The sequence below is a fragment of the Polynucleobacter sp. P1-05-14 genome (assembly GCF_018881675.1).
GTDB lineage: Bacteria > Pseudomonadota > Gammaproteobacteria > Burkholderiales > Burkholderiaceae > Polynucleobacter.
Genome location: NZ_JACVPV010000029.1, coordinates 391,046 through 417,169, shown reverse-complemented (window position 1 = coordinate 417,169; position 26,124 = coordinate 391,046). Strand labels below are relative to the sequence as shown.

Annotated in this window: 24 protein-coding genes and 1 tRNA gene; 18 read left to right on the top strand and 7 right to left on the bottom strand. The window is 46.0% G+C overall.

All coding sequences use genetic code 11. The features are described from left to right. Nucleotides 1-45: 45 nt before the first annotated feature. The 7 genes from accB (at nt 46) to ICN37_RS10565 (ending at nt 6,019) form a co-directional block, all read left to right on the top strand. Nucleotides 46-609 carry an acetyl-CoA carboxylase biotin carboxyl carrier protein gene (accB, locus tag ICN37_RS10595; protein ID WP_216157398.1) on the top strand — a complete coding sequence of 188 codons (564 nt, stop codon included), beginning with the start codon at nt 46-48 and terminating at the stop codon, nt 607-609. Next, entirely contained in the window at nt 609-2,066 is a 1,458-nt protein-coding gene (locus ICN37_RS10590) for a pyruvate carboxylase subunit B (RefSeq protein WP_216157395.1), read from the top strand. Before accB ends, ICN37_RS10590 begins: the two co-directional genes overlap by 1 nt. A gap of 59 nt (nt 2,067-2,125) precedes the next feature. Continuing rightward, a complete protein-coding gene (locus tag ICN37_RS10585) occupies nt 2,126-3,409 on the top strand; it encodes an ABC transporter substrate-binding protein (RefSeq protein WP_112313825.1) in 1,284 nt (427 codons plus the stop codon). Nucleotides 3,410-3,415: 6 nt separating this feature from the next. After that, nucleotides 3,416-4,189, top strand: a complete 774-nt coding sequence (locus tag ICN37_RS10580; protein ID WP_216157392.1) for an ABC transporter permease — start codon at nt 3,416-3,418, stop codon at nt 4,187-4,189. A gap of 40 nt (nt 4,190-4,229) precedes the next feature. Next, complete coding sequence (locus ICN37_RS10575) at nt 4,230-5,006, top strand: ABC transporter ATP-binding protein (RefSeq protein WP_215291633.1); 777 nt, start codon at nt 4,230-4,232, stop codon at nt 5,004-5,006. Continuing rightward, nucleotides 5,003-5,755, top strand: a complete 753-nt coding sequence (locus tag ICN37_RS10570; protein WP_216157389.1) for a sulfite exporter TauE/SafE family protein — start codon at nt 5,003-5,005, stop codon at nt 5,753-5,755. Before ICN37_RS10575 ends, ICN37_RS10570 begins: the two co-directional genes overlap by 4 nt. Before the next feature lie 105 nt (nt 5,756-5,860). After that, nucleotides 5,861-6,019, top strand: a complete 159-nt coding sequence (locus tag ICN37_RS10565) for a hypothetical protein (protein ID WP_216157385.1) — start codon at nt 5,861-5,863, stop codon at nt 6,017-6,019. Nucleotides 6,020-6,118: 99 nt separating this feature from the next. Here ICN37_RS10565 and ICN37_RS10560 read toward each other — a convergent pair whose 3' ends face one another. Further along, nucleotides 6,119-6,283 (bottom strand): hypothetical protein, encoded by a 165-nt coding sequence (locus tag ICN37_RS10560; RefSeq protein WP_192874953.1) that lies wholly within the window; start codon nt 6,281-6,283, stop codon nt 6,119-6,121. 110 nt (nt 6,284-6,393) lie between these two features. Next, nucleotides 6,394-7,170, bottom strand: a complete 777-nt coding sequence (locus ICN37_RS10555; protein WP_216157371.1) for a ferredoxin--NADP reductase — start codon at nt 7,168-7,170, stop codon at nt 6,394-6,396. A gap of 159 nt (nt 7,171-7,329) precedes the next feature. Between ICN37_RS10555 and ICN37_RS10550 the strand changes: the two genes are divergently transcribed. The 3 genes from ICN37_RS10550 (at nt 7,330) to ICN37_RS10540 (ending at nt 10,631) form a co-directional block, all read left to right on the top strand. Then, entirely contained in the window at nt 7,330-7,806 is a 477-nt protein-coding gene (locus ICN37_RS10550; protein WP_112313830.1) for a disulfide bond formation protein B, read from the top strand. A 102-nt stretch (nt 7,807-7,908) separates the two neighbouring features. Next, nucleotides 7,909-8,880, top strand: coding sequence for a cysteine synthase A (gene cysK, locus ICN37_RS10545; protein WP_216157368.1), 972 nt, complete (start codon nt 7,909-7,911; stop codon nt 8,878-8,880). A gap of 59 nt (nt 8,881-8,939) precedes the next feature. Continuing rightward, entirely contained in the window at nt 8,940-10,631 is a 1,692-nt protein-coding gene (locus ICN37_RS10540) for an amidohydrolase (protein WP_216157365.1), read from the top strand. 76 nt (nt 10,632-10,707) lie between these two features. On the opposite strand, the gene lysS is transcribed toward ICN37_RS10540, so the two are convergent. From lysS to ICN37_RS10520, 4 genes are all read right to left on the bottom strand, one after another. Beyond that, complete coding sequence (gene lysS / locus ICN37_RS10535) at nt 10,708-12,258, bottom strand: lysine--tRNA ligase (RefSeq protein ID WP_216157362.1); 1,551 nt, start codon at nt 12,256-12,258, stop codon at nt 10,708-10,710. A 32-nt stretch (nt 12,259-12,290) separates the two neighbouring features. Continuing rightward, nucleotides 12,291-13,395, bottom strand: a protein-coding gene (gene prfB, locus ICN37_RS10530; protein ID WP_215321673.1) for a peptide chain release factor 2 whose coding sequence is annotated in 2 segments (ribosomal slippage) — nt 12,291-13,322 and nt 13,324-13,395 — 1,104 coding nt in all. Because the reading frame shifts where the segments join, the coding sequence is not laid out codon by codon here. A gap of 34 nt (nt 13,396-13,429) precedes the next feature. Continuing rightward, complete coding sequence (gene recJ, locus ICN37_RS10525; RefSeq protein WP_216157359.1) at nt 13,430-15,190, bottom strand: single-stranded-DNA-specific exonuclease RecJ; 1,761 nt, start codon at nt 15,188-15,190, stop codon at nt 13,430-13,432. An 18-nt stretch (nt 15,191-15,208) separates the two neighbouring features. Next, a complete protein-coding gene (locus tag ICN37_RS10520; RefSeq protein WP_255538516.1) occupies nt 15,209-16,168 on the bottom strand; it encodes a hypothetical protein in 960 nt (319 codons plus the stop codon). Nucleotides 16,169-16,235: 67 nt separating this feature from the next. Between ICN37_RS10520 and ICN37_RS10515 the strand changes: the two genes are divergently transcribed. Genes ICN37_RS10515 through ICN37_RS10495 form a run of 5 tightly spaced genes read left to right on the top strand, consistent with a single transcriptional unit; the run spans nt 16,236 to nt 21,938 of the window. After that, entirely contained in the window at nt 16,236-17,498 is a 1,263-nt protein-coding gene (locus ICN37_RS10515; RefSeq protein WP_216157353.1) for a lipoprotein-releasing ABC transporter permease subunit, read from the top strand. Further along, nucleotides 17,491-18,201: an ABC transporter ATP-binding protein gene (locus tag ICN37_RS10510; RefSeq protein ID WP_255538515.1), complete on the top strand. Its 711-nt coding sequence runs from the start codon at nt 17,491-17,493 to the stop codon at nt 18,199-18,201. Before ICN37_RS10515 ends, ICN37_RS10510 begins: the two co-directional genes overlap by 8 nt. An 11-nt stretch (nt 18,202-18,212) precedes the next feature. Then, entirely contained in the window at nt 18,213-19,058 is an 846-nt protein-coding gene (locus ICN37_RS10505; RefSeq protein ID WP_216157729.1) for a TatD family hydrolase, read from the top strand. Between the two features lie 4 nt (nt 19,059-19,062). Next, nucleotides 19,063-21,549, top strand: a complete 2,487-nt coding sequence (locus ICN37_RS10500) for a DNA internalization-related competence protein ComEC/Rec2 (protein ID WP_255538514.1) — start codon at nt 19,063-19,065, stop codon at nt 21,547-21,549. Nucleotides 21,550-21,566: 17 nt separating this feature from the next. Continuing rightward, nucleotides 21,567-21,938: a glycine zipper family protein gene (locus ICN37_RS10495; RefSeq protein WP_215321678.1), complete on the top strand. Its 372-nt coding sequence runs from the start codon at nt 21,567-21,569 to the stop codon at nt 21,936-21,938. Between the two features lie 98 nt (nt 21,939-22,036). On the opposite strand, the gene ICN37_RS10490 is transcribed toward ICN37_RS10495, so the two are convergent. After that, nucleotides 22,037-22,113 (bottom strand) — tRNA-Met (locus ICN37_RS10490). A 155-nt stretch (nt 22,114-22,268) separates the two neighbouring features. Here ICN37_RS10490 and ICN37_RS10485 point away from each other — a divergent pair. Genes ICN37_RS10485 through radA form a run of 3 tightly spaced genes read left to right on the top strand, consistent with a single transcriptional unit; the run spans nt 22,269 to nt 26,121 of the window. Next, complete coding sequence (locus ICN37_RS10485) at nt 22,269-24,212, top strand: potassium transporter Kup (protein ID WP_215321679.1); 1,944 nt, start codon at nt 22,269-22,271, stop codon at nt 24,210-24,212. 11 nt (nt 24,213-24,223) lie between these two features. Further along, nucleotides 24,224-24,718: a hypothetical protein gene (locus tag ICN37_RS10480; protein ID WP_251368521.1), complete on the top strand. Its 495-nt coding sequence runs from the start codon at nt 24,224-24,226 to the stop codon at nt 24,716-24,718. Nucleotides 24,719-24,756: 38 nt separating this feature from the next. Continuing rightward, on the top strand, nt 24,757-26,121 hold the full coding sequence (radA, locus tag ICN37_RS10475) for a DNA repair protein RadA (RefSeq protein WP_216157350.1): 1,365 nt from the start codon (nt 24,757-24,759) through the stop codon (nt 26,119-26,121). Nucleotides 26,122-26,124 lie beyond the last annotated feature (3 nt).

Genomic DNA, 26,124 nt, shown 5'->3' with positions numbered 1-26,124 from the left:
ACTTTAAATTTCATTAGAGAAAATATTAACTAAAAATACGAGACAGTGCAAACAAAAAAGAAAGTCGCCCCTAAAGCGAAAGCAAGCCCAAAGACTTCTAAAAAAGTTCCAGCAAAAAAAGCTGCGACCAAGGTGAAGGTGCCTCCTGAATTCACAATGAAGCAGGTGAAGGAAATTGTTGCCCTCATTAAGGACGCAGGAACATTTACGACCTTTGGTTATAAGACTGAAGAATTTGAGATTGAGATTTCGGTTGGAGCGCCAAGTGCTGCTCCTCAAGCTACTTATGTTGCTTCCCAGGCTACTGTTTCTGCCCCAACACAGATTGTTACCCCAGCGCCTAATGCAGCGCTGACTATTTCATCTACAGAGCGCATGATTGTGAGTCCGATGATCGGTACTTTTTATCGTAGGCCAAGCCCAAGCTCTCCGCCATTTGTTGAAGTAGGTGATAGCGTTACGCCTAGTACGGACCTATGCATTGTTGAGGTAATGAAATTGCTCAACACAATCCCCGCAGAATGCACCGGCAAAGTCTCTAGGATCTTGGTGGAGGATGGTGCAACGATTGAGGTTGGACAGCCTCTAATGGTGATTGAGCTTACGTGATGACCAAGAAAAAGCCATTCGAAATGATCGATGTCACTCTGCGCGATGCGCATCAGTGCCTTTGGTCAACGCGTATGACGACTCCCCATATGTATCCAGCCTTGGCTGATATAGACCAGGCTGGCTATGGCTATATCAATATATTGGGTGGGGCTGTATTCGATGTCATGGTGCGATTCCTGCGTGAAGACCCATGGAAGCGTATGGAGTTTTTGAGTAAGCAACTCAGCACGCCCACAGATGCATTAACGCGTGGCCAAAGTATTTATACGTTTGAGTTATTCCCAGATGACGTGGTTGAGTTGAATGTGGAGTTATTGGCTCAGTCTGGCGTGAAGGTTCTTACTGTTTACGATGCGCTGAACGATAACCGCAATATTGAATCGTCTGTTAAGGCGGGTAAAAAATACGGCATGTTGATTAATGCAATGCTGACTTATGCCTTAAGTCCTGTGCATGATGATGCTTACTTTATTTTTCGCACACGTGAGTTGGTAAAACTAGGCGTAGATTTTATTTCGGTGAAAGACCCAACTGGCTTACTCACTCCTGAGCGGGCCGCAACACTTTTCCCTGCGGTAGTAGCCGCGGCTGCTGGTATCCCGATTAAATTACATTCTCACTGCCAATCTGGTTTGGCGCCATTGGTCTACGAAGAGGCTATCAAGGCTGGTTTTGCTTATGGTTATGTCGCAACTGACTGTTTGGCGAATGGCGCCTCCTTGCCATCAGTCTTAGATGTTTATGCCAGCGCTCAGAAGTTAGGGCGTGCACCAAAGATGAATCATTCTGCTTTGCAAAAAGCGGATGAATATTTTGATTGGATTTGTGCTCGGGATAACTTTTCTCGCGGAGAGAAGGCGAGTTATGACCCGGCCTTATATGAGCATCAAATTCCTGGCGGGATGATCTCAAACTTGCGCGCTCAGTTAGCCACAATGGCAATTTCTCATAGAGAGGCTGAGATTCTTGAGGAGACAGCCAGAGTTCGTGAAGATTTGGGTTACCCCATCTTGGTTAGCCCATTTGCTCAATACATTGTGACCCAGGCCGTTCTGAATGTGATGCAGGGTGAGCGTTACAAAACGATTCCTGATGAGGTTAAGTTGTACCTCAAAGGTCACTACGGAAGATTAGCTGGCACCCCAAGTGCTGAAGTGATGAGTCGTGCCAATGTAGATTACGACGCCTCTCGCAGGCCTGGAGAGCTAATTGAGCCGGCATTGCCTGGGTTAAGAAAAAAATGGGGTCGCTCCATTAGCAAGGAGCAGTTGAGCCTTCATGCTTTCTATCCCGAAAACCTTGCTACAGGATTAAGAGATGGTGCCCAAGAAGCTTTGCAGCAGGGACCTACCTTGCAGCCCTTTACTGAGCTGGTGAAGTATTTAGTTATGAAAAAAGAATATAGAAAAATTAGAACCAAGTTGGGCGGTATAGAGTTAAGCTTCAGCAGTTAGTTTTTTGACCTTTGCTTGTTGTATTCGGTACAAGAAATTTCATTCTTAAGGAGATCGTAATGAAACAATTTAGCGCATCACGCCGTATCTTTTCAGTACTTGCTGTCGCCATGTTATCGGGCGCTCCAATGTTATCGATGGCTCAGAACGCCACCAAATTCAATGACTATGGATGGCCGGAGGGTGCTGATGAGAAGGTATCCGCCAAGTCTGTAGCCTGGCTCAAAGAAAAGGGTTGGTGGCCATTGCAGATTGCATTTCAGCCACCATGGTCAGGTCAAAATACGATTAACTTAGTAATGGATAAAAAAGGTCTATTGGCCAAGCGGGGTATTGAATCGAAATTGCAGGCGTTCCCTTCTGGGCCGGCTATTAACGAGGTCATCATCTCTGGTCGTTTCCAGTTTGGCAACGGCGGCAATTTCCCGTTCACTTCATTAATAGATAAAAATATTCCTGTTAAAACCATTGCAGTGATCAACACGAATTTGATGCATGCAGTTTTGGTGCCATTGGATTCCAAAATTAAATCCTTTAAGGACTTTAAGGGCTCGAATCCCCCAGCAACTATTGGTATCGTGACTGGCTCTTCAGCTGAGTTTTATATTCAAGCCGCAGCCAAGGCTAATGGTATTGAGATTGGAAAAGACATCATCCTAAAGAATATGCCTCCGGGTGAGCAAATGGCGATGCCTAAAGGAATTGATGCGGTAGTACCTTGGGATCCAACCCCAACCATCATGTCGAAGGAGCGCAAGAACGCCAGAATTATTAGCGATAGCTATCCCTACAATATTTATGAGGGAACTTTCTATGTGCGCCAAGAGGTGATTGATAATGCGCCCGACGTGGTTCAGGCCTTTACCGATGCCATTGCTGAAGCAACGCTTTGGATTAGAAAGAATCCGGATGCCGCTGTAGATGTTATGCAAGAAGATCCGAATCTCAAGAATTACTCAAAAGAAATCTTACGTCAGCAAATTTCTGCCTACAACCTCTTGTACAAGCCCAATTACATTTACCCAATTCCAGTGTTCTGGGGTCGTGCAAATGAGCCGATTTATACCTGGCTTTATGAAAACAAGCGCATTCAGAATAAGCTAACGGGTATTGATTTCGCCCGTGCTGTGGATACCCGATTTATGGATAAGACTTTTGAAAAATTAGGTTGGGCAACTATTACAAGACCACCATTCTTGCCGGCTAACTGGTCTGCACCAATGGATAAAACGCCTTACCCAACTTATATGAATCCATTGAATACTACAAAACCTCAGGCTTTCCCAGAAAAGGGCGATCTCACAAGAGATTGGTCTTTTGACGGCAAGGTTTATAAAAAATAAAGCGCTATGCCAATAATTCATTTTTTGAAGCAATTTCGTCGCCTAGCTTTATTGGTTCTATTGCTTGCTGCCTGGGAATATGCCAGTCGGTTTATTCTGGATAAAACAGAAGCCACCTTGTTGCCTCCTCCTTCGGGGGTGGCGCAAGGCGGATTTGAATTAATGAAATCTGGAGAAATCTGGAAACATTTGTTCGATAGTTTGTCTAGAGAGTTTGTAGCATTTTGTTATGCCTCTGTCGCTATCCCTTTGGGGATAGTGATGGGATGTTTTAAGTGGGTAAATGAGCAGGTAGATCCCATCGTAGAAATCTTGCGACCTATTCCGCCAATTGCTTGGATTCCATTAAGTATTTTGTGGTTTGGAGTTGGTAACACTCAAAACCAATTCATTATTTTCTTGGGAATCTTCTTCCCAATCCTAATTAATACAATCGATGCAGTAAAAAATGTAGAGCCGAATCTCATTCGAGCTGCGCGTTGCCTAGGTGCGAGTTCTTGGAGTGTGATTACTCGCGTTATTTTGCGCGCTGCACTGCCTCAGATAGTGACTGGCATTCGCATTGGTCTGGGAGTGGGTTGGATGGCTTTAGTGGCAGCTGAATTGGTTGGTGCTAATTCTGGTCTTGGCTTCCTTATTAACGACGCCCGTACTGTTTTGCGCACAGATTATATTTTGGTTGGCATGTTAGCTATCGGAGTTATTGGTTTATGTTTGGATAGGCTGATTCGATATACCGCGCAGAAACTCATGCCTTGGTCGAGAGCGCTGAATGCGTAAGCAGTATTGTTAATCATTAAACATGTAAATAGATAATCTAATGCCAGCACTTAAAGTAGAACACGTACGAAAAATTTATCCGTCAATGCACGCCAAGGGCCAAGAGGTATTGGCTATTGACGATATTTCATTAGAGGTTCGCAAGAATGAGTTTTGCTCAATCTTAGGGCACAGCGGCTGCGGCAAGACTACTTTGCTCAATTTGATTGCTGGCTTTGAGGTTCCAACGGCTGGCCATATCGAGTGTGCTGGTAAGGTGGTCAAGGGTCCTGGCGCAGATCGCTCCATGGTATTTCAGGATTACGCACTCTTTCCTTGGTTGACTGTATTTGACAATATTGCTTTCGGTTTAAAAATTAAAGGCATTAATGCTGCAGAAATTAAACAAATCGTTACTCGCTTTGCTGCGCTAGTTGGCTTAAGTCAATTTATCAACCATTACCCACATCAACTTTCTGGCGGTATGCGTCAACGTGTATCGATTGCAAGAGCGCTAGTTGTGGATCCGACGGTGCTCTTAATGGATGAGCCTTTTGCAGCCTTAGATGCGCAAAATCGCGCGATGATGCAGGCTGAAATGATTCGAATTCTGAATGAAGAAAGCAAAACAGTCGTATTGGTAACCCATAGCATTGAGGAAGCCATCAATCTTTCCGATGTCATTGTTGTGATGACGCGTCGTCCTGGCAGAGTGAAGGAGATTATTCGCGTCCCTGAGCCGCGAAGAATGGTTGAAGATACTCCTGCTTATTTAGAAATCCGTCGTCAGATTCGTGACCTCATTGCTGGCGAACATGATGTCAGTGAGGCCGTTTGATTCTTGAAAGCTTGCCCTCGATCGGCTTATTGCTAGTCGCAGCAGTTTTTGGCGGATTCATCAGAAGGTTAAGTGGTTTTGGAGGGGCGCTCATCATGACGCCTCTTCTAATGTGGGTGTTCCCAATCCCCTTTTTGATTCCAATTGTGATGTGCTCTGAAGTGTTTGGAGGCGTATTACTTTCCCGGCAATGGAAGCTCCATCAAACAGATCGCCCTCGACTTTGGCTGATGTTGGTTTTTTCTGCAGCGTCTTTACCCATAGGTATTTGGTTGGGAAGATTTATTCCATTGGTAACGCTGAAGACAGCGACAAGTTTGGTTGTTTTGTTTTTTGCTGCTTACTTATTATTTAAGCCCCATGTACGAGTAACTAGCTCTAATGCTTTGGACGGACTGGCAGGCGGCTTGTCAGGCTTGTTGTTGGGAGCCTGTGGAATTGGTGGGCCTCCAGCAGCTTTGTATCTCAACTCAACCAATCAAGCATTCGATAGAACGCGGTCTTTGTTATCCCATTTCGTTTCTGGGATCTCTATATTTGCGATCGTTGCTGCAAGCTTCATGGGTGGTGGATTAGGCTGGATTACCTATCTTGTATTCGCTATTCCAGCATATTGGCTTGGTCTAAGGCTGGCTCAGTGGGTTTTGGGGGTTCATGCTGTTTCAGACAATGCCTTAAAGAGGCTCTGTTTATGGCTTCTCATTGCTAATGCAGGCTTTAATTTGCTCTTTCTACTTATATTTAAATAGATATAAGCAAATGAAATATATATTCTTCTCAGATATAAAAAAACACCCTATTCTGTAAGCTCATTAGGCAAATACGCCGGCATAGATTAGATATGGGAGTTCGACATGGGTTGCACAGTTGAAAATAAACAAGATGCAGTTGTTAAATCCGTTTTGCAGACTACGGAAAAAACTTTCACCTCATCTAAGGTTGCTGATCAAGTTGTGATTAGCCAGGCTAGCAAACAAGCAAACGCTGAAGTGTATTTTCAAATAGAAGATTAATAAGTGAAGCCAAAATAAGTCGCCCTGATGTTAGGTGCTTTTCAGGTCAATAAAAAAACCGCCATTTAGGCGGTTTTTTTATGTCTTAGAAATGACTACTTAAGAGAATGAAGTTTCAAATTCTGCAGTTTTGATGGCATTCATTAAAAAGAGAATTTGGCGCTGAAAACTTTTTCTTTCAGCAATATTGTCATGGGGTAACTGATCGTGTGCACGCAACAGGCTGATAATGGCCGGGTTGTAATGTTCTCTGGTAGGTGACATCTTAATTCCTTGAAACTGATCTCGTTAGAAACACTGTATCAAGGCCGCTATATATTCGCAAGGAATATATAGCGATAACTAAACTACTTTTAGCTATATTGATTCGAGGCTTACTTTTCTACAAAGGCGCGTTCGAATACATAGTCGCCGAGTTGGCCTAGGCTTGGAGATACCTTAAAGCCTTTGGCATCCAGCATCTCAGCGGTTTCCTTGAGCATGGAAGGGCTTCCGCAAATCATAGCTCTATCAACTGCAGGATCCAATGGCGGTAGGCCGATGTCTTTGAATAACTGACCAGATTCGATAGCGGTCGTTAAGCGTCCGGTATGCTTAAAGGCTTCTCTGGTTACGGTAGGGTAGTAGATGAGCTTTTCTCTAATCAACTCTCCCAGATACTCATCTTGAGTCAGCTCATTCTTAATATAGTCCCCATAAGCCAGCTCGCTGACTAGGCGAACGCCATGAATCAGAACTACCTTTTCAAACTTTTCGTAAGTCTCTGGATCACGAATAATGCTCATGAATGGTGCAAGACCAGTGCCCGTGCTGAAAAGGTAAAGATGTTTTCCAGGATTTAAATCATCAATCACTAAAGTGCCAACCGATTTTTCGCTAACGAGGATGGGATCCCCCACCTGAATTTTTTGTAAGCGCGATGTTAGTGGGCCATCCTGGACTTTAATGCTTAAAAATTCGAGATGCTCTTGGTAGTTAGGGCTAGCAACACTATAGGCCCTCACAAGTGGCTTGCCTTCAACCTCAAGACCAATCATCAAAAAGTGACCACTACGAAAGCGCAGACCTTTATTGCGAGTGGTGGTGAAGCTAAAAAGGGTGTCATTCCAATGGTGAACGGTCAGAACGGTTTCGGTGTTATAGGCTGCCATAAATACGTAATCTTATTGAGGTTATCTAATCCTTAATTATCCTCAATCTTGGGGGCATCCATGACTCAGCTACCAATTAACTTCTTATAAGGTACCCACTTTTAGTTATAAAAGCCTTAGTTTGGGTCTTTTGGAAGGCGATCTCGCTATCATCTAGGGATGCGTCGCACCCAATATCTATTTATTTCATTGTTTAGCCTGAGTTTGGTGGTCCTAGCCGCCTTGCTGCAGCAATTTGGCTATCAGAACACTCCTTTTTTGCCATGCCCTTTATGTATCTTGCAGAGAATTGGCTATCTTGGAATCGCTATCAGCTGTTTTTTGGCGGCCGGAATTCCTCCTCTGAAAAAAATCTTCCACTCCTTGGCGCTCACATCTGCTTGTTTTGGAGTGATCATTGCGGGCAAGCAGGTCTGGTTGTTATCTCATCCAGATTCATCTTGTGGAATTGATCCTCTTGAGACGTGGATAAATCAATTTCAGTTGGCCCAAGCTCTGCCTTGGTTATTTAAAGCCGATGGACTTTGTTCGGCTCAGTTGCCTGCCATTTTGGGATTGCATGTTCCGGAGTGGTCATTGCTTTGGTTTGCAGCACTCTTACTAGTATTGTTGATTGCTTTTTTTAGAAAGCCTTAGCCTAAAGAAGATTTGGTTCTTAGCAAATAACCATCCCTTCTTTTACAAAAACTACTTTAACCCATAAGATCTCCATCAATCTCATTGCATTAAGGAATCCCGATGACTTACTTTACCGACAACTCCCAAACCATTGGCAAGACTCCTTTGGTACGCTTAAATCCCGTAACCGATGGCGCTAAAGCAACTGTACTTGCCAAGATTGAAGGTCGCAATCCAGCCTATTCAGTGAAGTGTCGTATCGGTGTGGCCATGATTAATGATGCGCAAGAACAAGGCATCTTGGGGCCAGGAAAAGAATTGGTTGAGCCAACTAGTGGCAATACTGGCATTGCTTTGGCTTTCGTAGCAGCAGCTCGGGGCATCCCACTAACACTAACCATGCCGGAGACCATGAGTATTGAGCGTCGTAAATTGCTCACTGCTTTGGGTGCAAAGATTGTTTTGACCGAAGGCCCTAAGGGTATGAATGGCGCCGTTGCTAAGGCGAAAGAAATTGCGGCATCTGACTCTAAATATGTCTTACTGCAACAATTTAGTAATCCATCCAATCCGGCGATTCATGAAAAGACCACTGGTCCAGAAATCTGGAAAGACACTGATGGCAAGATCGATGTATTTGTAGCGGGCGTTGGTACTGGCGGAACAATTACGGGTGTCTCTCGTTACATCAAGAACACCAAGAAAAAGAATATTGAGGTAGTCGCTGTTGAGCCAACTTCAAGTCCAGTCATCACGCAAAAATTGAATGGTGAAGAAATTAAACCAGCCCCTCATAAGATTCAGGGTATTGGCGCAGGCTTTATTCCGGACAACCTGGATTTATCAGTGGTCGATAAAGTTGAGCAAGTCAGCAACGAGGAAGCCATTGAATTTGCCCGTCGCATCGCCAAAGAGGAGGGTATCTTGGTAGGCATCTCTTGTGGTGCCGCAGCTGCAGTTGCGGTTCGTTTGGCCAAGAGGCCTGAATACGAAGGAAAAACCATCGTGGTTGTTCTGCCCGATACCGCTGAGCGTTATTTAAGCTCTGCCTTATTCGAAGGGGTGTTTGACGAAAAAGGCTTGGCTGCATAATTGCTCTCCAAGCGGAATGCTCGGTAGGCTCTTTAGCCTAAATGGTTTATAAAGAGATTATGAAAAATACTTATAAATTTCTTGCCCTCTTTTTAGCTACATTTTCATTGGCTTCGGCCGCTAATGTTACTGCGCCCACCGTGTACTTCAACGGGGACATTCTCACGATGGAGGGTGATACCCCTAAGTATGTTGAAGCACTGGTTGTCAAAGACAACAAGATTGCCTACACCGGCGACATGCGCGAAGCCTTGACTCAGGCTGGAACCAATGCCGCTCTTCAAGATTTAAAAGGGCACACCCTATTGCCTGGCTTTATTGATACATGGGGCCACTTTGCATTAATCGCCCAAGATACGCTCGGTGTCAATCTTGCCTACTTCTCTAGAAATCCTCCGCAAACTAGAGCCCAGTTGATTAACAGGCTGCGTTCAGAGGCCAAAGTGTTTAATGGCTGGGTTATTGGCACTGGTTACGCTGAAGCAATGTTGTCTGATGGTGGATTGACAATTTCAGATCTAGATGCGGCCTACCCAAATCAACCGGTATTACTTGAGAATATTTCTACGTTGACCGGTATGGTCAATTCTGCCGGCCTCAAGAAGTTGGGGATCACAAAAGCTACAAAAGCTGTTTCTGGGTTTATTCCGGTAGACCCCAAAACTGGTCAACTCACAGGTGAATTGATTGGCATGCCTTATTTAGAGGCGGTTGCTAAGGCGGTCGGGAAGTATTCGCAAGATCTGACATTTGAAACTTACCGCAAAGCCGAGAAGATCTACGTCTCCAATGGTTTTACAACAGCACAAAGTTATGAAGCCAGCATTGCGGATATGCGTAATATGCGATTAGCTATCGATAGAAAAATTGTAGCCATCGATTTAATTGCTTTACCAACTTTCGATATCGTCGATCAAATGTTGGCTTCTAATCCTAATACCCAGTTTGGCGTTTATAGCCACGGAGATGGAGGATTTAAAGTTGCCGGAATTCAGGTGCCAACGGATGGAGCACCGCAACTGCGTTTGGCCTACTTTACCAAGCCCTATCTCGATACCACAGGCTTTCCAAAAGATTGGCGTGGCTTTGCCTACTACCCACAAGCCTTGTTTGATAAGTACACCAAGATGGCTTACGAGAAAAATATTCAATACTTTGGATATAGCAATGGTGATGCTGGCATTGATATGACTCTAGCTGCTTTAAGTAAAACGATTGCGGAGACTGGCATCACAGAAGATCGTCGTACCGTGATTGCCCACTCTTTCTTTGCGCGCGATGATCAGTTAGATGATTACAAGAAGAAAAATATTATGGCGGTAATGATGCCAAACGATACCTGGTTATATGGTGATGTTTATAACAAGGTCTTAGGTGGTGAAAGAGCGGCTAATTTAAGCCCTGCGAATAGCGCTAATGCAAAAGGTATAACACTTGCTCTACATAATGACACTCCTTCATCCGGCCCGAATGTGCTCTTTTCGGTTTGGAGTGCCGTGAACCGTAAGACATTCTCTGGTGCAGTGTTGGGGCCTGAACAGCGGATTACTCCGTATTTGGCTCTACAGGGCTTTACTCGCAATGCAGCCTATCAATATAAGGAGGAGCTCAGCAAGGGATCGCTAGCACCAGGAAAGCTGGCTGATTTAGTAATTCTTGATCAAAACCCCTTAAAGGTTGCGCCAGATGATATTAAGAATATACAAGTCCTTAAAACCATTAAAGGCGGCGTTGAGGTCTATGGCAATTAAGTGATTGCTTGTATGGCAGTAAAAAAGAAGTTAAAAAAAGAGAGGTAGTTGCCTCTCTTTTTCTTTGCTGAAGAATTTATTCTTCTTCGCGCCGCAAGTGCGGAAATAGAATCACATCGCGAATATTAGGTGCATCCGTCAGTAGCATAACTAAACGATCGATGCCAATACCACAACCACCAGTTGGAGGCATGCCGTACTCGAGGGCGCGGATGAAGTCATGGTCAAAGTACATGGCTTCTTCATCACCAGCTTCTTTTTGTTCTACTTGCTTACGGAAGCGGTTCGCTTGATCTTCAGCATCATTTAACTCAGAGAAGCCATTGGCAATTTCACGGCCGGTAATAAAGAGTTCGAAGCGTTCAGTGATGCCTGGGCGGGTATCGGATTCTCTGGCGAGTGGGCTGACTTCAATTGGGTAATCAATGATGTAAGTTGGCTCCCAAAGATGTTCCTCAGCAACTAATTCAAATAAAGCAAGTTGAAGTGCGCCGATACCTGCATTCTTGAGGGTTGGGGCGTCTGGGTTCTCACCACCTTTTTTCAATTCAGCGCGAATGAAGTTGATGTCATCCAACTGAGATGCATCATAGTCTTTGCCTGACTGGCCACAGTATTTGAGGATGGCCTCAGTAATAGTTAGGCGTTGGAATGGTTTGCTCAGATCAAGTTCGCGACCTTGGTGAGTTAGTACAGCAGTGCCTTGGGCATCTATTGCTGCTGCACGAATTAAGCCTTCTGTGAAGTCCATTAACCAGCGATAGTCTGTATATGCCGCATAGAATTCCATCATGGTGAATTCAGGGTTATGACGTGGGCTTACGCCTTCGTTACGGAAGTTGCGGTTGATTTCAAAGACACGCTCAAAGCCTCCGACTACCAAACGCTTGAGGTAAAGCTCTGGAGCAATACGCAAGAACATTTGCATGTCGAGTGCATTGTGGTGAGTAATGAAGGGCTTCGCTGCTGCACCACCAGGGATAGGGTGGAGCATTGGTGTCTCTACTTCCATGAAGTCGGCATCTAACATATGGCGACGTAAAGATGCGATTGCATTACTACGTGCTTTAAATGTATTGCGACTTTCTGGGTTCACAATGAGGTCTACATAGCGCTGGCGGTATTTAGTCTCTAGGTCTGAGAGGCCGTGAAACTTATCAGGCAGCGGACGCAGTGATTTACTGAGTAAGCGTAAGTTGCTGCACTCAACAGACAATTCACCTTTATTGGTCTTAAAGAGATTGCCTTCAGCAGAGATAAAGTCTCCCATATCCCAATGCTTGAAAGCACCATGAATGTCGGCACCGCTGAGCTCATCATTGATGTAGAACTGAATCTGTCCACTGCGATCTTGAATGGTGGCAAAGCTGGCTTTACCCATCACGCGTTTGAGAACCATGCGTCCGGCTACTTTGACATGAACTTTCTTGGCGGCTAATTCTTCTTTAGTCAGACTGTCGTAATGAGCATGTAAATCAGCCGCTAAATGAGTAGGAACAAAGTCATTCGGAAATGCAACACCACCAGCACGTAGCTTGGCCAGTTTTTCACGACGCTCCGCAATGATGTGATTTTCATCAACTACTTCAGTAGCTGGGGCAGTATCTAAATGGGTTTTATCGTTCATATCTATAGTGGTGCAGTAATGGGTGTTAGTTATTACACGCCTTGTTTTAGGCTGGCTTCAATAAAGGCATCGAGATCGCCATCTAATACTTTTTGAGTGTTGGAGATTTCGACGTTAGTGCGTAAGTCTTTAATGCGGCTTTGGTCAAGGACGTAGGAGCGGATTTGATGTCCCCAACCCACATCGGTCTTGCTGGCTTCTAACTTATCTTGTTCGGCACGGCGCTTTTGCATCTCATGTTCGTAGAGGCGAGACTTCAGCATGCTCATCGCTTCAGCGCGATTGCGATGCTGACTACGGTCGTTCTGACACTGCACCACAATTCCCGTTGGTATGTGGGTTAAGCGGACGGCTGAGTCTGTTTTATTAATGTGCTGACCACCCGCACCAGAGGCGCGGTAGGTGTCAGTGCGGATATCGGCAGGGTTAACGTCGATCTCAATCGAGTCATCAATCTCTGGATACACGTAGATAGAGGCAAACGAAGTATGACGACCGTTAGAGGAGTCAAAGGGGGATTTGCGCACCAAACGATGCACGCCAGTTTCAGAGCGAAGATGTCCGTATGCGTATTCACCATCGACTTTAATCGTCGCACTCTTAATGCCTGCAACATCACCATCAGACTCTTCGAGAATTTCTGTTTTGTAACCCTTACGCTCGCAATACTTGAGGTATTGACGATAGAGCATGCTAGCCCAATCACAGGCTTCAGTACCACCAGCTCCAGCTTGAATATCGATAAAGCAATTACATGAATCCATCTCGTTGTGGAACATGCGGCGGAACTCTAGATCACCGATAGTCTTGCTATAGCTCTCAACATCTTTCTCAATAGCGCCGATTGTTTCAAAATCGCTTTCCTCTTTGGCCATATCAAACAGTTCAAGCGCGCTAGTAATATTGGTATTGAGATCGGTAAGAGTCGCCACTACGCCATCAAGCAATTTCTTTTCTTTGCCCAGTGCTTGCGCTTTCTTTTGATCATCCCAAATGGTGGGATCTTCCAGAATGGAGTTAACTTCGGTAAGACGACGTGACTTTACTTCGAAGTCAAAGATACCCCCGAAGAGCTTGCTCACGGGTGAGCAGATCGGACAAGGTATTCGAAATAGTATTTAGTTGTTCAGCTTCCATCCCTTGATTATAAGGGGGTTATTGCCTTCGACCCTTAGGTGCTGGTCGCCTCATCATAGGCTTCAATCATGATCTGTACTCGGGCTTGACCCTGATACCGATCAGTGACAAGGCGATAGGCTAATTTGGCTTTAGCGGGCAGGCTTTGAGTGCGGTTAAACCAAACAGCGGTGAGTGGTTTGCCAGTCGGCTTGAGTTCAGAGCCGCTAATAGGGCGAACCATCAGTCGTAAATGCTTTTCTTTCATGAGGCTTTGCTGGGTAATCTCGAATTCCCCATAGAAAACGGGCTGAGGGAAGCCCTGACCCCAGATCTCTTCAGCAAGTAGATCACCAATCTCAGGGGTAAATTCAGAGAGCTCCAACGTGCCATCGTGGGCATGGCGACGCTCTAGTAACTCATCCGTTAATAGGCTACTTGCTACCTCCTGAAAGCACGCATCAAACTTTTCAAAATCACTTTTTCGAATCGTCAAGCCTGCTGCCATCGCATGACCGCCAAACTTCAAAATCAGTCCGGACTCTTTTTTAGAAACAAGATCTAAGGCATCTCTCAAGTGAAAGCCTGTCAGTGAACGACCGGAGCCACGTAATTCTTCACCGGTGCTGCCATCGGCAGGAGCAAACACAATCGCTGGGCGATTAAAACGCTCCTTCAGTCGTGAAGCCACAATGCCAACAACTCCCTGATGCCATTCGGGATTCCATAAACAAATGCTAGAGCGCTCAGTCATAGTGCCATCAAGTTGATCTTCTGCAAGATGAGAGAGGGCAGTTTCTTGCATCCCCGTTTCAATCACGCGGCGTTCGCGATTAATGCGATCGAGTTCATGCGCAAGATTAAGAGCCTCATCTATATTGTCAGTGAGGAGCAAGCGGATGCCTAAAGTCATATCCGCTAGACGCCCAGCAGCATTGAGTCTGGGGCCGATGGCAAAGCCTAGGTCAAAGGTATTCGCTTTACGTGGATCTCGTGTTGCCGCCTGAAATAGCGCCTGAACGCCTGGCTGGGATATCCCAGCGCGGATACGCTTCAAGCCATTAGAAACTAATACTCGATTGTTGCGATCGAGTTGTGCTACGTCAGCAACTGTTCCTAAGGCAACAAGGTCGAGGAGGTTTTCTACTTTAGGTTGAGTTTCATTGGTGAATTTTCCGCGCTTGCGAAGTTCAGCGCGTAATGCCACCAGCATATAAAACATCACGCCAACACCAGCAAGAGCTTTGCTTGGAAAGCTGCAACCTGGTTGGTTGGGATTAACGATTGCCAGCGCCTTCGGTAAGTTATCTCCAGGTAGATGATGGTCGGTCACAATCACTTCCATACCTAATTCACGAGCACGATCAACGCCAGCCTCACTAGCAATGCCGTTATCGACAGTGATCAGGTATTTCGGTTTAGGCGTTTGCTGTGCTGCTAACTCAACAACCTCAGGCGTGAGGCCATACCCCATCGCAAAGCGGTTCGGAACCAGAAACTGAATTGGGGTGTCAGGTCCGCCGAGCATGCGTAGGCCCCGCAGGCCAACAGCACAAGCGGTTGCGCCATCACAGTCATAGTCTGCGACGATCAGCATAGGCTCTTTTTTCTCAAGGATATCGGCGAGTAAAGAGGCGGTGCTGATGCAATTCTTTAGTTCAACTGGTGAAATCAGTTGCTTTAAATCGAGCGAGAGTTCTTCTGGAGATTGCAGGCCTCGAGCAGCATAGAGTCGAGCCAGTAGTGGGTGTAAGCCACTCTGCGCTAACCAGGTGGCAGTGCGCTCTGAGAAGGGGCGTTGTGAAAATAAGCTCATATGAAACTCATGCGTAACTCATAGCTGACTAATTTCTTTCCAAGTCAGTGGCTCTGCTTTTTTCCAGAAGGCCCAAGATTTTTTATTGAGATCTGTAGCGGTGAAAGTACGTTCACGAACTTTACCTTTCGGAAAATCAATGATGACAACCTCATCTAGTTGTTTGCTATGTAGTGCTGCACTTAACTGAGGCCATGCTGCTTGTGGTTGATCTAGCCAGGCGAAGGCACCAAGTAAATTTTTATCATCTAAATCGATTTCATGCGGAAGGGTTAATAGCTTTGATAGGCCAGCCAGAATGGGGTGTGAGCCGATGAGACGCTGCGATTGTTTTAATAATGCAGGCGCTTGAACATCATTGAGCTTACCGATGCCGCTAATCCAGATTGAGTTGATGCTGGGCATGCCACGTTGTCCGCGCTCTTCATTAACGGGGCCAATATGCCAAAGCATTTGGATTTCATTTTGAAGTTTGCGCCAACGTTTCGCGATGCCTTCTTCTTGAGTATCACGCGGCATCCACCAGTCAATATTTCGGCCATGAGCCTGATCCACGCTATAACTTTCTAAGCTGGAAAATGGGCCAGCAGGAACAAACCAATAATGCTGGTTATGGAAAAGTACAGAACCCTGAAAATCTTCTTCAATAAAAGGTAGCGCTGCTTGTAGAAGCTTAGCTGACTCTTCGGGGGTCAGATCAATCTGGTTTTGACCCATCAAAATGAGGTGATCTCGGGTGGCATGCAGATGAACGGGCTGTAAGCAGGCAATGACTTCGTTTGGGTTGACTGGTTGATTGGATTGACCGAGCAGTAAGACCGGTGCAATAGGAAGTAATTCTCCGAGCAAAAACCGCTCATGAGGTAGTCCCTTGTGGGGGCTATCTCTACTTTCGAGCTCATCCAAGGCATCTTCCCCTGAAAGCATCAGGGTGAAGCGGCGTAGCGGGGCTTTGGGGGAGGTGAAATTCGCAGTCATTCCCCTGATTTTAGGTGGCATTTAAGTATTCCATCAGTTTGTCCGCGCGATTCACTAAACTGTGGCTATGTTGAGACTTCCTATTGAGCTAGAAATTGGCCTACGCTACACCCGATCCAAGCGTCGTAAGACCGTGGGGAAGCGTGATGGCTTCCTATCCTTTATCTCCGGGATTTCTACAGCCGGTATCGCTTTAGGGGTTGCCGCGCTGATTGTGGTTCTTTCGGTGATGAATGGTTTCCAAAAGGAAGTGCGTGATCGCATGTTGTCGGTGCTATCTCATGTGGAGATTACCGCTCCCGATGGTTTGGCAAATTGGGAGCCACTGGCGCTGAAGGTTTCAGCTCAACCACACGTTATTGGTGTGGCACCCATGGTGAGTTCGCAAGGCTTATTGACTCGCGAAGGAGTGATACGTGGCGTTGCTATTCGTGGCATCTTGCCTAGCGAAGAAGGTAAGGTTTCGGATTTACCAAAACAATTTGTTACCGGCAATATTGATGATCTAAAGCCCGGTAGTTTTGGTGTTGCTCTGGGCGCACAACTTGCAGCAATTGTTGGCGCACATGTCGGCGATCGTATTAATTTAATTGTTCCTGAAAGTGATTTAACTCCAGCAGGTGCTATGCCGCGGATGCGTACTTTGCAGGTAGTCGGCATTGTTGATAGCGGTCATTATGAATACGACAGCTCTCTAGCCATCATGCATTGGAAGGATGCTGCCGCCTTGTTACGCCTACATGATCCATCTGGTCTGCGCGTCAAGGTGGATGATATGCAGCGGGCCCCAGAAGTCGCTAATGAGTTAGCAGCGATTGTTCCTCAGGCGCTTTGGGTCACTGATTGGTCAAGATCTAACCGGAATTGGTTTGCAGCAGTTCAGACTGAAAGAAAGATGATGTTCATCATTCTGACTTTAATTATTGCCGTAGCCGCATTTAATTTGGTGTCCACCTTAGTCATGACGGTGAACGAGAAGCAAGCTGACATTGCCATTCTGAGAACTATGGGTGCAAGCCCTGGACTTATTCAAAGAATATTCTTAATTCAGGGATTGGCGATTGGTCTTTTAGGCTCTTTGGTTGGTGTTGCATTAGGTCTGTTGATTGCGCTGAATATTGATGTCATCGTGCCGGTCATTGAGGCCATTTTCCATGTGCAGTTCTTGCCGCGTGAGGTGTATTTCATTAGCGAATTACCTTCTGATGTTCGGGCAAGTGATGTGCTGACAGTGGGATTAATGGCATTTGGTCTTTCTGTATTAGCGACGCTTTACCCAAGTCGTCGTGCTGCCAAGGTCCAACCTGCGGAGGCCCTGCGTTATGAATAATTCAGCTATGAGTGATGTGAATAACTTAGTGCTAAAGGCCAGAGGCTTAGCCAAGACCTATGGTCAAGGACCCACTGCGGTAGAGGTATTAAAAGCGATTGATTTGGATATTTCTACATCGGAGAAGGTGGCTATTGTCGGTTCTTCAGGTTCTGGCAAGAGCACCTTGCTTCACTTATTGGGTGGTTTAGATACTCCAAGCGCTGGCTCCGTCATGTTGGCTGGTTCTAACTTAAATAACTTATCAGTGAAGAGGTTAGATCAGCTGCGTAACCATAGTCTTGGGTTTATTTATCAATTCCATCATCTCTTAGATGAATTCAGTGCTGCAGAGAATGTGGCTTTGCCTTTGCGTATTCGTGGCCTTAGTAATGATGAGTCAATGGATCGCGCTAGCAAGATGCTTAAAGCGGTTGGCTTGGCTGCACGTGAACTCCACACTCCAGGTGAATTATCTGGAGGAGAACGTCAACGTGTGGCAGTAGCTCGTGCCTTGGTTGGTAATCCCGCTTGCGTTCTGGCGGATGAGCCAACAGGCAATCTCGATACCGAGACTGCAGACGGCGTATTTGATTTGATGTTGAACATCGCTCGAGATCAAGGCACAGCCTTTGTGATTGTGACGCATGACCCGGTGCGCGCCAAGCGTTGTGATCGGATCTTGCATTTAGAGCGTGGAGTATTAAAGCCATTCTCAGTGTGAGTGGACATCCCATGTGGATCGATACCCATTGCCATTTAGACGCTCTTGAGTTTGCGATTTCATTGCCGACAATTATTCAGGCGGCCACTGAAAAAAACGTTAAAGCAATACTATTGCCCGCTGTGAAGGTGGCAGACTGTGCTCATGTTAGAGAGTTAGCCCATCAATATAGTCAACAAATCCCGGGTTTGGTTTATACCCTAGGAATACACCCGCTCTATACCAATCAAGCCCAAGAGGGCGACATTGAAACACTTGAGAAAAGAATTGTCGAATCCCTATCTGATCCTCGCTTTGTGGGTGTCGGTGAAATTGGTTTGGATTATTTTGTAGAGGATTTAGACCCTCATAAGCAGGAGTTCTTTTTCAATGCGCAATTGGATTTGGCTCAGAAATATCAATTGCCCGTAATTCTGCATGTGCGTCGCTCTCAGGATACGATTCTGAAGGCTTTACGTCGCCGCAATATCCCTGGCGGAATAGCGCATGCTTTTAATGGCAGCTTTCAGCAGGCCGAGCAATTTATTGAACTCGGATTTAAATTGGGATTTGGAGGAGCCGCGACGTATGAGCGCGCTTTACAAATCCGCAGACTTTTAAAAGAGTTGCCGCTTGACAGTATTGTGACTGAAACAGATTCTCCCGACATCCCGCCGGCATGGCTTAGGGGGGAGGGCACTGCTTTTAATGAGCCCGCCTTTCTGCCGCGGATTGCAAAAGAACTCGCCTTAGTTAGGGGTGTAAGTGACGCTGAATTTACTTCGGCGGTATGGGCTAATGCAATGCAAGTGTTGCCACGCTGGTCTGCCCTCTGCGCAGGTATTCCTCAGCTCTCAAGTCTCAACTTAGCCTCTTAATTACTTGCGATTAGCTATTACGGCATTCATCGCCGGGGGATTACTCCTTTTGCTTTTGCCGCAATTGCCAGAATATTGGCTCATTTCCTGCATTACTTTTAACGTAGTTTTTTTGCTGACAATCCTGCTTTCTAATCAAGGATCTCCTCTTAAGAAATTTGCAGTGATTGGCCTGCTATTTGTAGTGGGGTTCGCATGGAATGCTTTGTACGCTGAAAATCGCTTAAAGAATGTTCTCGCCACAGAGTTGGAGGGCAAAGAGTTAACGCTCAAGGGAAGAGTTGTAGCATTGCCGCAAAGTAATTCATCGGGTGCCAAGTTTGCCTTTGAGGTCGATGAGGCCTTCTCTGGAAAAGAAGCCCTGAATCACTTTCCAGAGAGAATCTATTTGAGTTGGCAGCCTGCCTGGAGAAATCCTCAAGCAATTCCAGAGGTAATTCCTGGGCAGCGCTGGAAGATCATGGCAAAGCTAAAGCGTCCATATGGTTCCTTAAATCAACATACCTTTGATTTTGAGCGTTGGTCTTTTCATCAAGACTTTGGAGCTAGTGGATCAGTAAGGTCTGGGGAGTTATTGCTGGATAAAGATATCTTTTGGATAGAGCTTGAGTTACGTATGGAGCTTGCTAGATGGCATCTGCGAAAAAAGATTCAGTCTATGCTGCCGGATGATGCAAGGTATGTCGGTGTTTTGATTGCTTTGGTAATGGGTGATCAGAACGCCATCGATCAAGATGACTGGCAAGTATTTAATGCAACGGGCATTGGGCATCTCATCTCTATATCTGGGCTTCATGTAACTATGTTGGCGGGTGTTGGTGCTTCATGTGCTGCATTTATATGGCGTAGACGCACTTGGCCTCTGATTGCTCCAGTCAGCAAGGTAGCGGCAGTAGCGGGATTTGTAACTGCGTTTATCTATGCGTGGTTGGCGGGCTTTCAGATTCCAGCGCAAAGAACGATGTATATGGTTGGGGTGGTGGCATTTGCGTTATGGACTGGCCGAAATCCACGTTCTTTTGATATCTGGTGGTGGGCCCTGGCATTCGTGTTGCTCATTGATCCTATGGCGCCCTACACACCAGGCTTTTGGTTATCTTTCGGTGCAGTGGCTGCCATACTCTATGCCATGGGGGATTCGTCTGGTTTATTGGGCATCCCTACGGGTAAAGAATTAGAAACGCATTGGATGTATCGCATCGGGCAAGCCCTTCGTGAGGCATGTCGTGTCCAAGCCGTTGTCACACTGGCGCTGCTGCCATTGACTTTGTATTGGTTTTACCAAATTTCAATTGTTTCACCATTGGCAAATGCGTTTGCTATTCCGCTGGTAAGTTATATCGTGACTCCGCTGGCAATTGCCGGCGCCTTACTTCCGGAATTTATCGGCCGCTGGCTCTTATTGCCGGCGCATGCATCCATGGAATATCTTGCAGTCATCTTGGAGTGGATGGCGAGCTGGAGTTGGTCTGTGGCTTGGTCAAAGCAGCCTGAGTGGTGGATGCTGGTGATTGCTGGATGCGGAATTGTGTATGCAATTCGACCTGGTCCGATTGGTGAAACGTGGAAAGGTCGATTGCTTGGCGTCTGTTTATCTGGCCCCTTATTTTTTTGGCCAAGCCAATTATTTGGAGATGCCTCTCGCGCTCAAGGAGAGTTTAGGGCTAGCGTTTTTGATATTGGTCAGGGCACAGCAGTTCTCATCGAAACCGCTAATAGAAAATTGTTATACGACACAGGGCCTATTCAAGGCAAGAAAGATGATGCAGGTCAGAGAGTGATTCTCCCCTATTTACGTGGCAAGGGAATTAATCACATTGATCTGATGGTAATTAGTCATAGCGATAGTGATCATATTGGTGGGGCTGCAACACTTCTGAAGAGTATTCAATTTGATTTGATGATGGGATCTTTACCCAGCGCTAATCCACTACTTCAAAATTTATATAAAAGAAAGATTCCAGCCCTTCCGTGTCGCTTCGGTCAGAGCTGGAAATGGGACGGTGTCGAGTTTGTCATCTGGCACCCTCATGAAGAGACAGTATTTACTGATCAATATCCTGGGAAGCCTAACGAAATGAGTTGTGTGCTTGAGGTACGCAATCAACAAAGCTCGCTTTGGTTAACAGGCGATGTTGAAAAGCAAGGTGAAGCAGAAATTACCGAGCGCTTAGATGAAAAAATGTTGCATGAAATTGGCGACAGAGAATTAATTTTTATGGCACCACATCATGGCAGCAAAACCTCCTCTTCCTTGGCGCTCCTTCAAAGATTGGAGCCTCATCAGGCTTTTGCACAAAATGGCTATCGCAATCGTTATGGGCATCCACATCCAGATGTCACGGCACGCTATCAAGGCTTGGGGATTCCTTTTCATCAAACCCCGAAAACAGGTGCCCAGACTTGGCTATTTAAAAATAATTCAAAATCTTCGACACAGTTTTTGCGGCATGATATAAAACGGATATGGCATCGATCGATGTCAAATTGAGTAAGAGGATTCTGCTGATGAATAAGTTACTTGTCCTATGTTCTCTGGTGGTTGCTGTGACATTTGGATGCGCTGGTGCGAATGTTCGCCCCCTCGTAGATATGAAGGGCGTCAATGAGGCTACTTATGAGAGCGATTTAAAAGACTGTCAAAATTATGCTCAACAACAATCAGGAATGGGTTCTACAGCCGCCAAAGGAGCTGGTGCTGGCGCGGTAGTCGGTGGTCTGCTGGGATTGGTTACTGGCGGCAACGGATCAGGAATTGCGCAGGCTGCTGGAGCTGGCGCCGTAATTGGTGGCGCAGGTGGTGCGTTTAGTGGAAACCAAGCTCAAGAGGCTGTTGTGAAGAGGTGTTTGAGTGGTCGCGGTTACAAGGTTTTGAACTAAAGCCACCCTGAAATAGCTAAAAAGCCCGAGTAATCGGGTTTTTTTATGCCCAGAAAAGCAAAAAGCCCTTAAAGATTAAGGGCTTAGTACGTAAATCTTGGTTGCGGGGGCAGGATTTGAACCTACGACCTTCGGGTTATGAGCCCGACGAGCTGCCAGACTGCTCCACCCCGCGTCTGAAGCTAAAATTCTACCATTTTTTGGGGGTCCCTGTCGAGGTATTCCTGTAAATAACGCATAAATAAGGCGTTTTATCGAAGAAATTCTCGTTTTAATCGCTGCCGGCAAGGAGTAACATATTGCCACGCAACATCACGCCAAGGTTTAATAATGTCAGTTAGCAATCCTGAGTTTTCAGAATCATCCTTATTGCGGCCTGTAGAGATTTCTCGAGAGGATCATCCTCACAAAAAAGGCGCCTCGATCTCCCTTATGTTCGCGGCTATCGGCGTTGTCTTCGGCGACATTGGTACAAGTCCCTTATATGCGTTAAAAGAATGTTTTAGTCCCGAGCATGGCATTCCGTTTTCTGCAGATGCTGTGTATGGCGTGATCTCGATGGTATTTTGGGCTTTTGCGATTGTGGTCTCGCTGAAGTATGTTTTATTCGTGATGCGTGCAAACAATCATGGCGAGGGCGGTATTTTGGCGCTTATGGCTTTGGCATTGAGAACTGTAAAGACTGGCTCAAAGCGTTCCTTGGTAATCATCATGGCTGGCGTCTTTGGGGCCTGTATGTTTTATGGTGATGCCATCATTACCCCAGCAATTTCTGTGCTTTCTGCTGTTGAAGGTCTTGAGGTGATATCCAGTGATTTAACGCGTTATGTCATACCGATCACTATTTTTATTCTAGTCGTCCTGTTTTTTATTCAGAAGACCGGAACCGATTTAGTTGGCAAACTTTTTGGCCCGATCATGATGGTCTGGTTTATTGCTATCGGATTGATGGGGGTGCATCAGGTTATTCAAAACCCAGCTATTTTTGCTGCCATTAATCCTCTTTTTGCTATTCGATTCTTGATCGAACATTCATTGCAAGGCTTTATTGTTTTGGGAGCGGTCTTCCTGGTATTGACTGGTGCTGAAGCTTTATATGCCGACATGGGTCACTTTGGACTCAAGCCTATTCGTATGGGTTGGTTCTTCATTGTTATGCCTTGCTTGCTCCTGAATTACTTTGGTCAGGGCGCCATGTTTTTGAACAACCCAGAGACGATTACCAACCCATTCTTTTTGATGGTTCCCGAATTCCTGGTATTTCCTTTGGTGATATTGGCCACTGCTGCAACTGTGATTGCTTCGCAAGCGGTGATTTCTGGTGCGTTCTCAATGACCAGCCAAGCAATCCTTTTGGGCTTTGTCCCACGTATGAAAGTGCGTCACACCTCTGATAGAGAAATTGGTCAGATCTATATGCCCTTGGTGAACTGGGCTTTGTTGATTCTAGTGATCGCCGTGGTTTTAGCATTTAAGAAATCTGAAAATTTGGCGGCTGCATACGGTATCGCTGTTACAACTACGATGATCGTAACCACCTTCTTGGCCGCTATTGTGATGCGTGTTGTGTGGCGTTGGAATACTCTATTGGTAACTTTAGTTATTAGTGCTTTTTTGGTCGTGGATTTAGCTTTCTTAACTGCTAATCTCTTAAAAATTATGGAAGGCGGCTGGTTCCCGCTGCTACTCGGTGCCGCATGCTTCTTATTGCTGATGACTTGGTATCAAGGTCGCAAGATTTTGCGTCACAACGCAATGAATAATGGTATTGAACTGAAGAGTTTTATTGAGGCTTTGATGAAACATCCTCCGCATCGTGTAGAGGGCACTGCTGTTTTCTTGACGGCGCACGTGGATTACGTACCAGTTTCTTTCCTGCATAACCTAAAACATAACCATGTACTCCATGAGAGAGTATTTTTCTTAAAGGTCAGTATTTGGGATGTGCCGTACGTAAAAGACAGTGAGCGTATTACCTTGCGCGATCTTGGTAATGGCATTTATGTTGTTCGTGCGGTTTATGGTTTCAATGAAACTCCAGACATGGGTCAAATCATTGAATTAATCGAGAAGAGTTCTGGATTGAATTTTGATTTGATGAATACCTCATTCTTCTTATCGCGTGACACGATAGTTTCTACTGAGATACCGGGTATGGCTATGTGGCGTGAAAGATTATTTTGCTGGATGTATCAGAATGCCGGTCGCCAGTCAGACTTCTTCAAAATTCCTGCAAACCGTTTGGTTGAGATGGGTGCGAAGGTCGAGATTTGAGAAAGAGTCTTTTGCTCCAATCAAAAATATTGATTTCAATATTTTTATTGGCTTCTGCACTGAACGGTGTTGTATTGGCCACTCCTGCAGAAGAGGCTGACCTCGATCAGTTGAATAAGATTGAGCAAGAGCTTGAGGTGCAGCGTGACTGGGCTAAATATCGCTGGGGCAAAGCATCCTCTGAGTGCTACCAGAATTACTGGGTTAACTCTTGCTTGAGAAGTGCTCGCGCAGACTATCGCAAGGAAATCGATCCGATTCGTGAGCAAGAGGTGGCTTTGCATGAAGTGCAACGTAAGCTTCGTGATAGTTTAAAGACTCAAGAAGACGCTAAGCGTGCTGCTGAGAGGGCCTCGCCTGAAAAAGCGGCTGAAAGAGCAGCCAATCAACGTGAGTTTGAGCAAAAGCAAAAAGATGCTGCAGCCAGAGCGGCTGATCTAGAGCAACGACGTAAGGATGCCCCTAAGCGCGCACAAGAAAATAAAGCGGGCACTCAGCTCGATTAATTTCGATTTAATTATTTTTATATTTCATTAGGTAACTCTTGGCTAAAGTCAAATCGGTTTATATCTGCCAGTCTTGTGGTGGTACCTCTGCTAAGTGGCAGGGCCAGTGCCCATCTTGCCAGGCTTGGAATACTTTGGAAGAGGGTCTGCCAGAAACAACATCTAATTCTCGCTTCCAGGGCTTGGCGCAATCTCTTCCAAGACAAAAGTTATCCGCTATTAGTGCTGAAGACCTGCCGAGATTTAGCACAGGCGTTGAAGAGTTTGATCGCGTTCTAGGTGGTGGCTTGGTTCCTGGTGGCGTGGTGCTTTTGGGTGGCGATCCTGGTATTGGTAAATCTACCTTGCTACTCCAGGCATTAGCAGAGATGAGTTCTGCGGGCATGAATGTGCTCTATAGCAGCGGCGAAGAATCCGCTGCGCAGATTGCTCTGCGTGCAAAGCGTATTGCTTTAGATGCACCTCAGCTTGAAGTGTTGGCGGAGATTCAGCTGGAAAAACTGATTTCGATTATGGATACCGTGAAGCCGCAAGTATTGGTAGTGGATTCGATTCAGACTTTGTATTCAGAGGTGTTAAGTTCAGCTCCTGGCTCTGTTGCGCAGGTTCGTGAGTGTGCGGCGCAGCTCACTAGGGCCGCTAAATCAAGTGGTATCTGTGTGCTGATGGTCGGGCACGTTACCAAGGATGGTCATCTTGCTGGTCCTAGGGTCTTAGAGCACATTGTCGATACCGTTTTGTATTTTGAGGGTGATACACATTCCTCTTTTCGCTTAGTGCGTTCAATTAAGAATCGTTTTGGCGCAGTCAATGAGCTGGGCGTATTTGCAATGACTGAAAAAGGTCTGCGCGGTGTAACTAATCCATCAGCAATTTTTCTGTCACAACATGAGCAAATGGTTCCGGGCGCTTGTGTATTGGTGACCCAAGAGGGTAGTAGACCTTTGCTGGTAGAGATTCAGGCTTTAGTAGATACGGCGCATGTGCCTAATCCCCGTCGTTTAGCGGTTGGCTTGGAGCAAGCTCGTTTAGCGATGCTCTTGGCGGTACTGCATCGTCATGCTGGCGTCGCTTGTTTTGATCAAGATGTTTTCTTAAATGCGGTAGGTGGCGTCAAGATTTCTGAGCCAGCCGCTGACTTAGCCGTTCTTCTGGCGATTCAGTCTTCGATTCGCAATCGCGCATTGCCAAAAGAGTTGATTGTCTTTGGTGAAGTAGGTTTGGCTGGTGAGATTCGTCCTTGTCCTCGTGGTCAAGAGCGCTTGAAAGAAGCCGCTAAATTAGGCTTCACTGTGGCCATTATTCCAAAAGCAAATATGCCCAAGACCAAGATTCCGGGATTGAAAGTAATTCCAGTCGAGCGAATTGATCAAGCCATTGCTGCGGCTGCTGAGCTGGGTTAATTC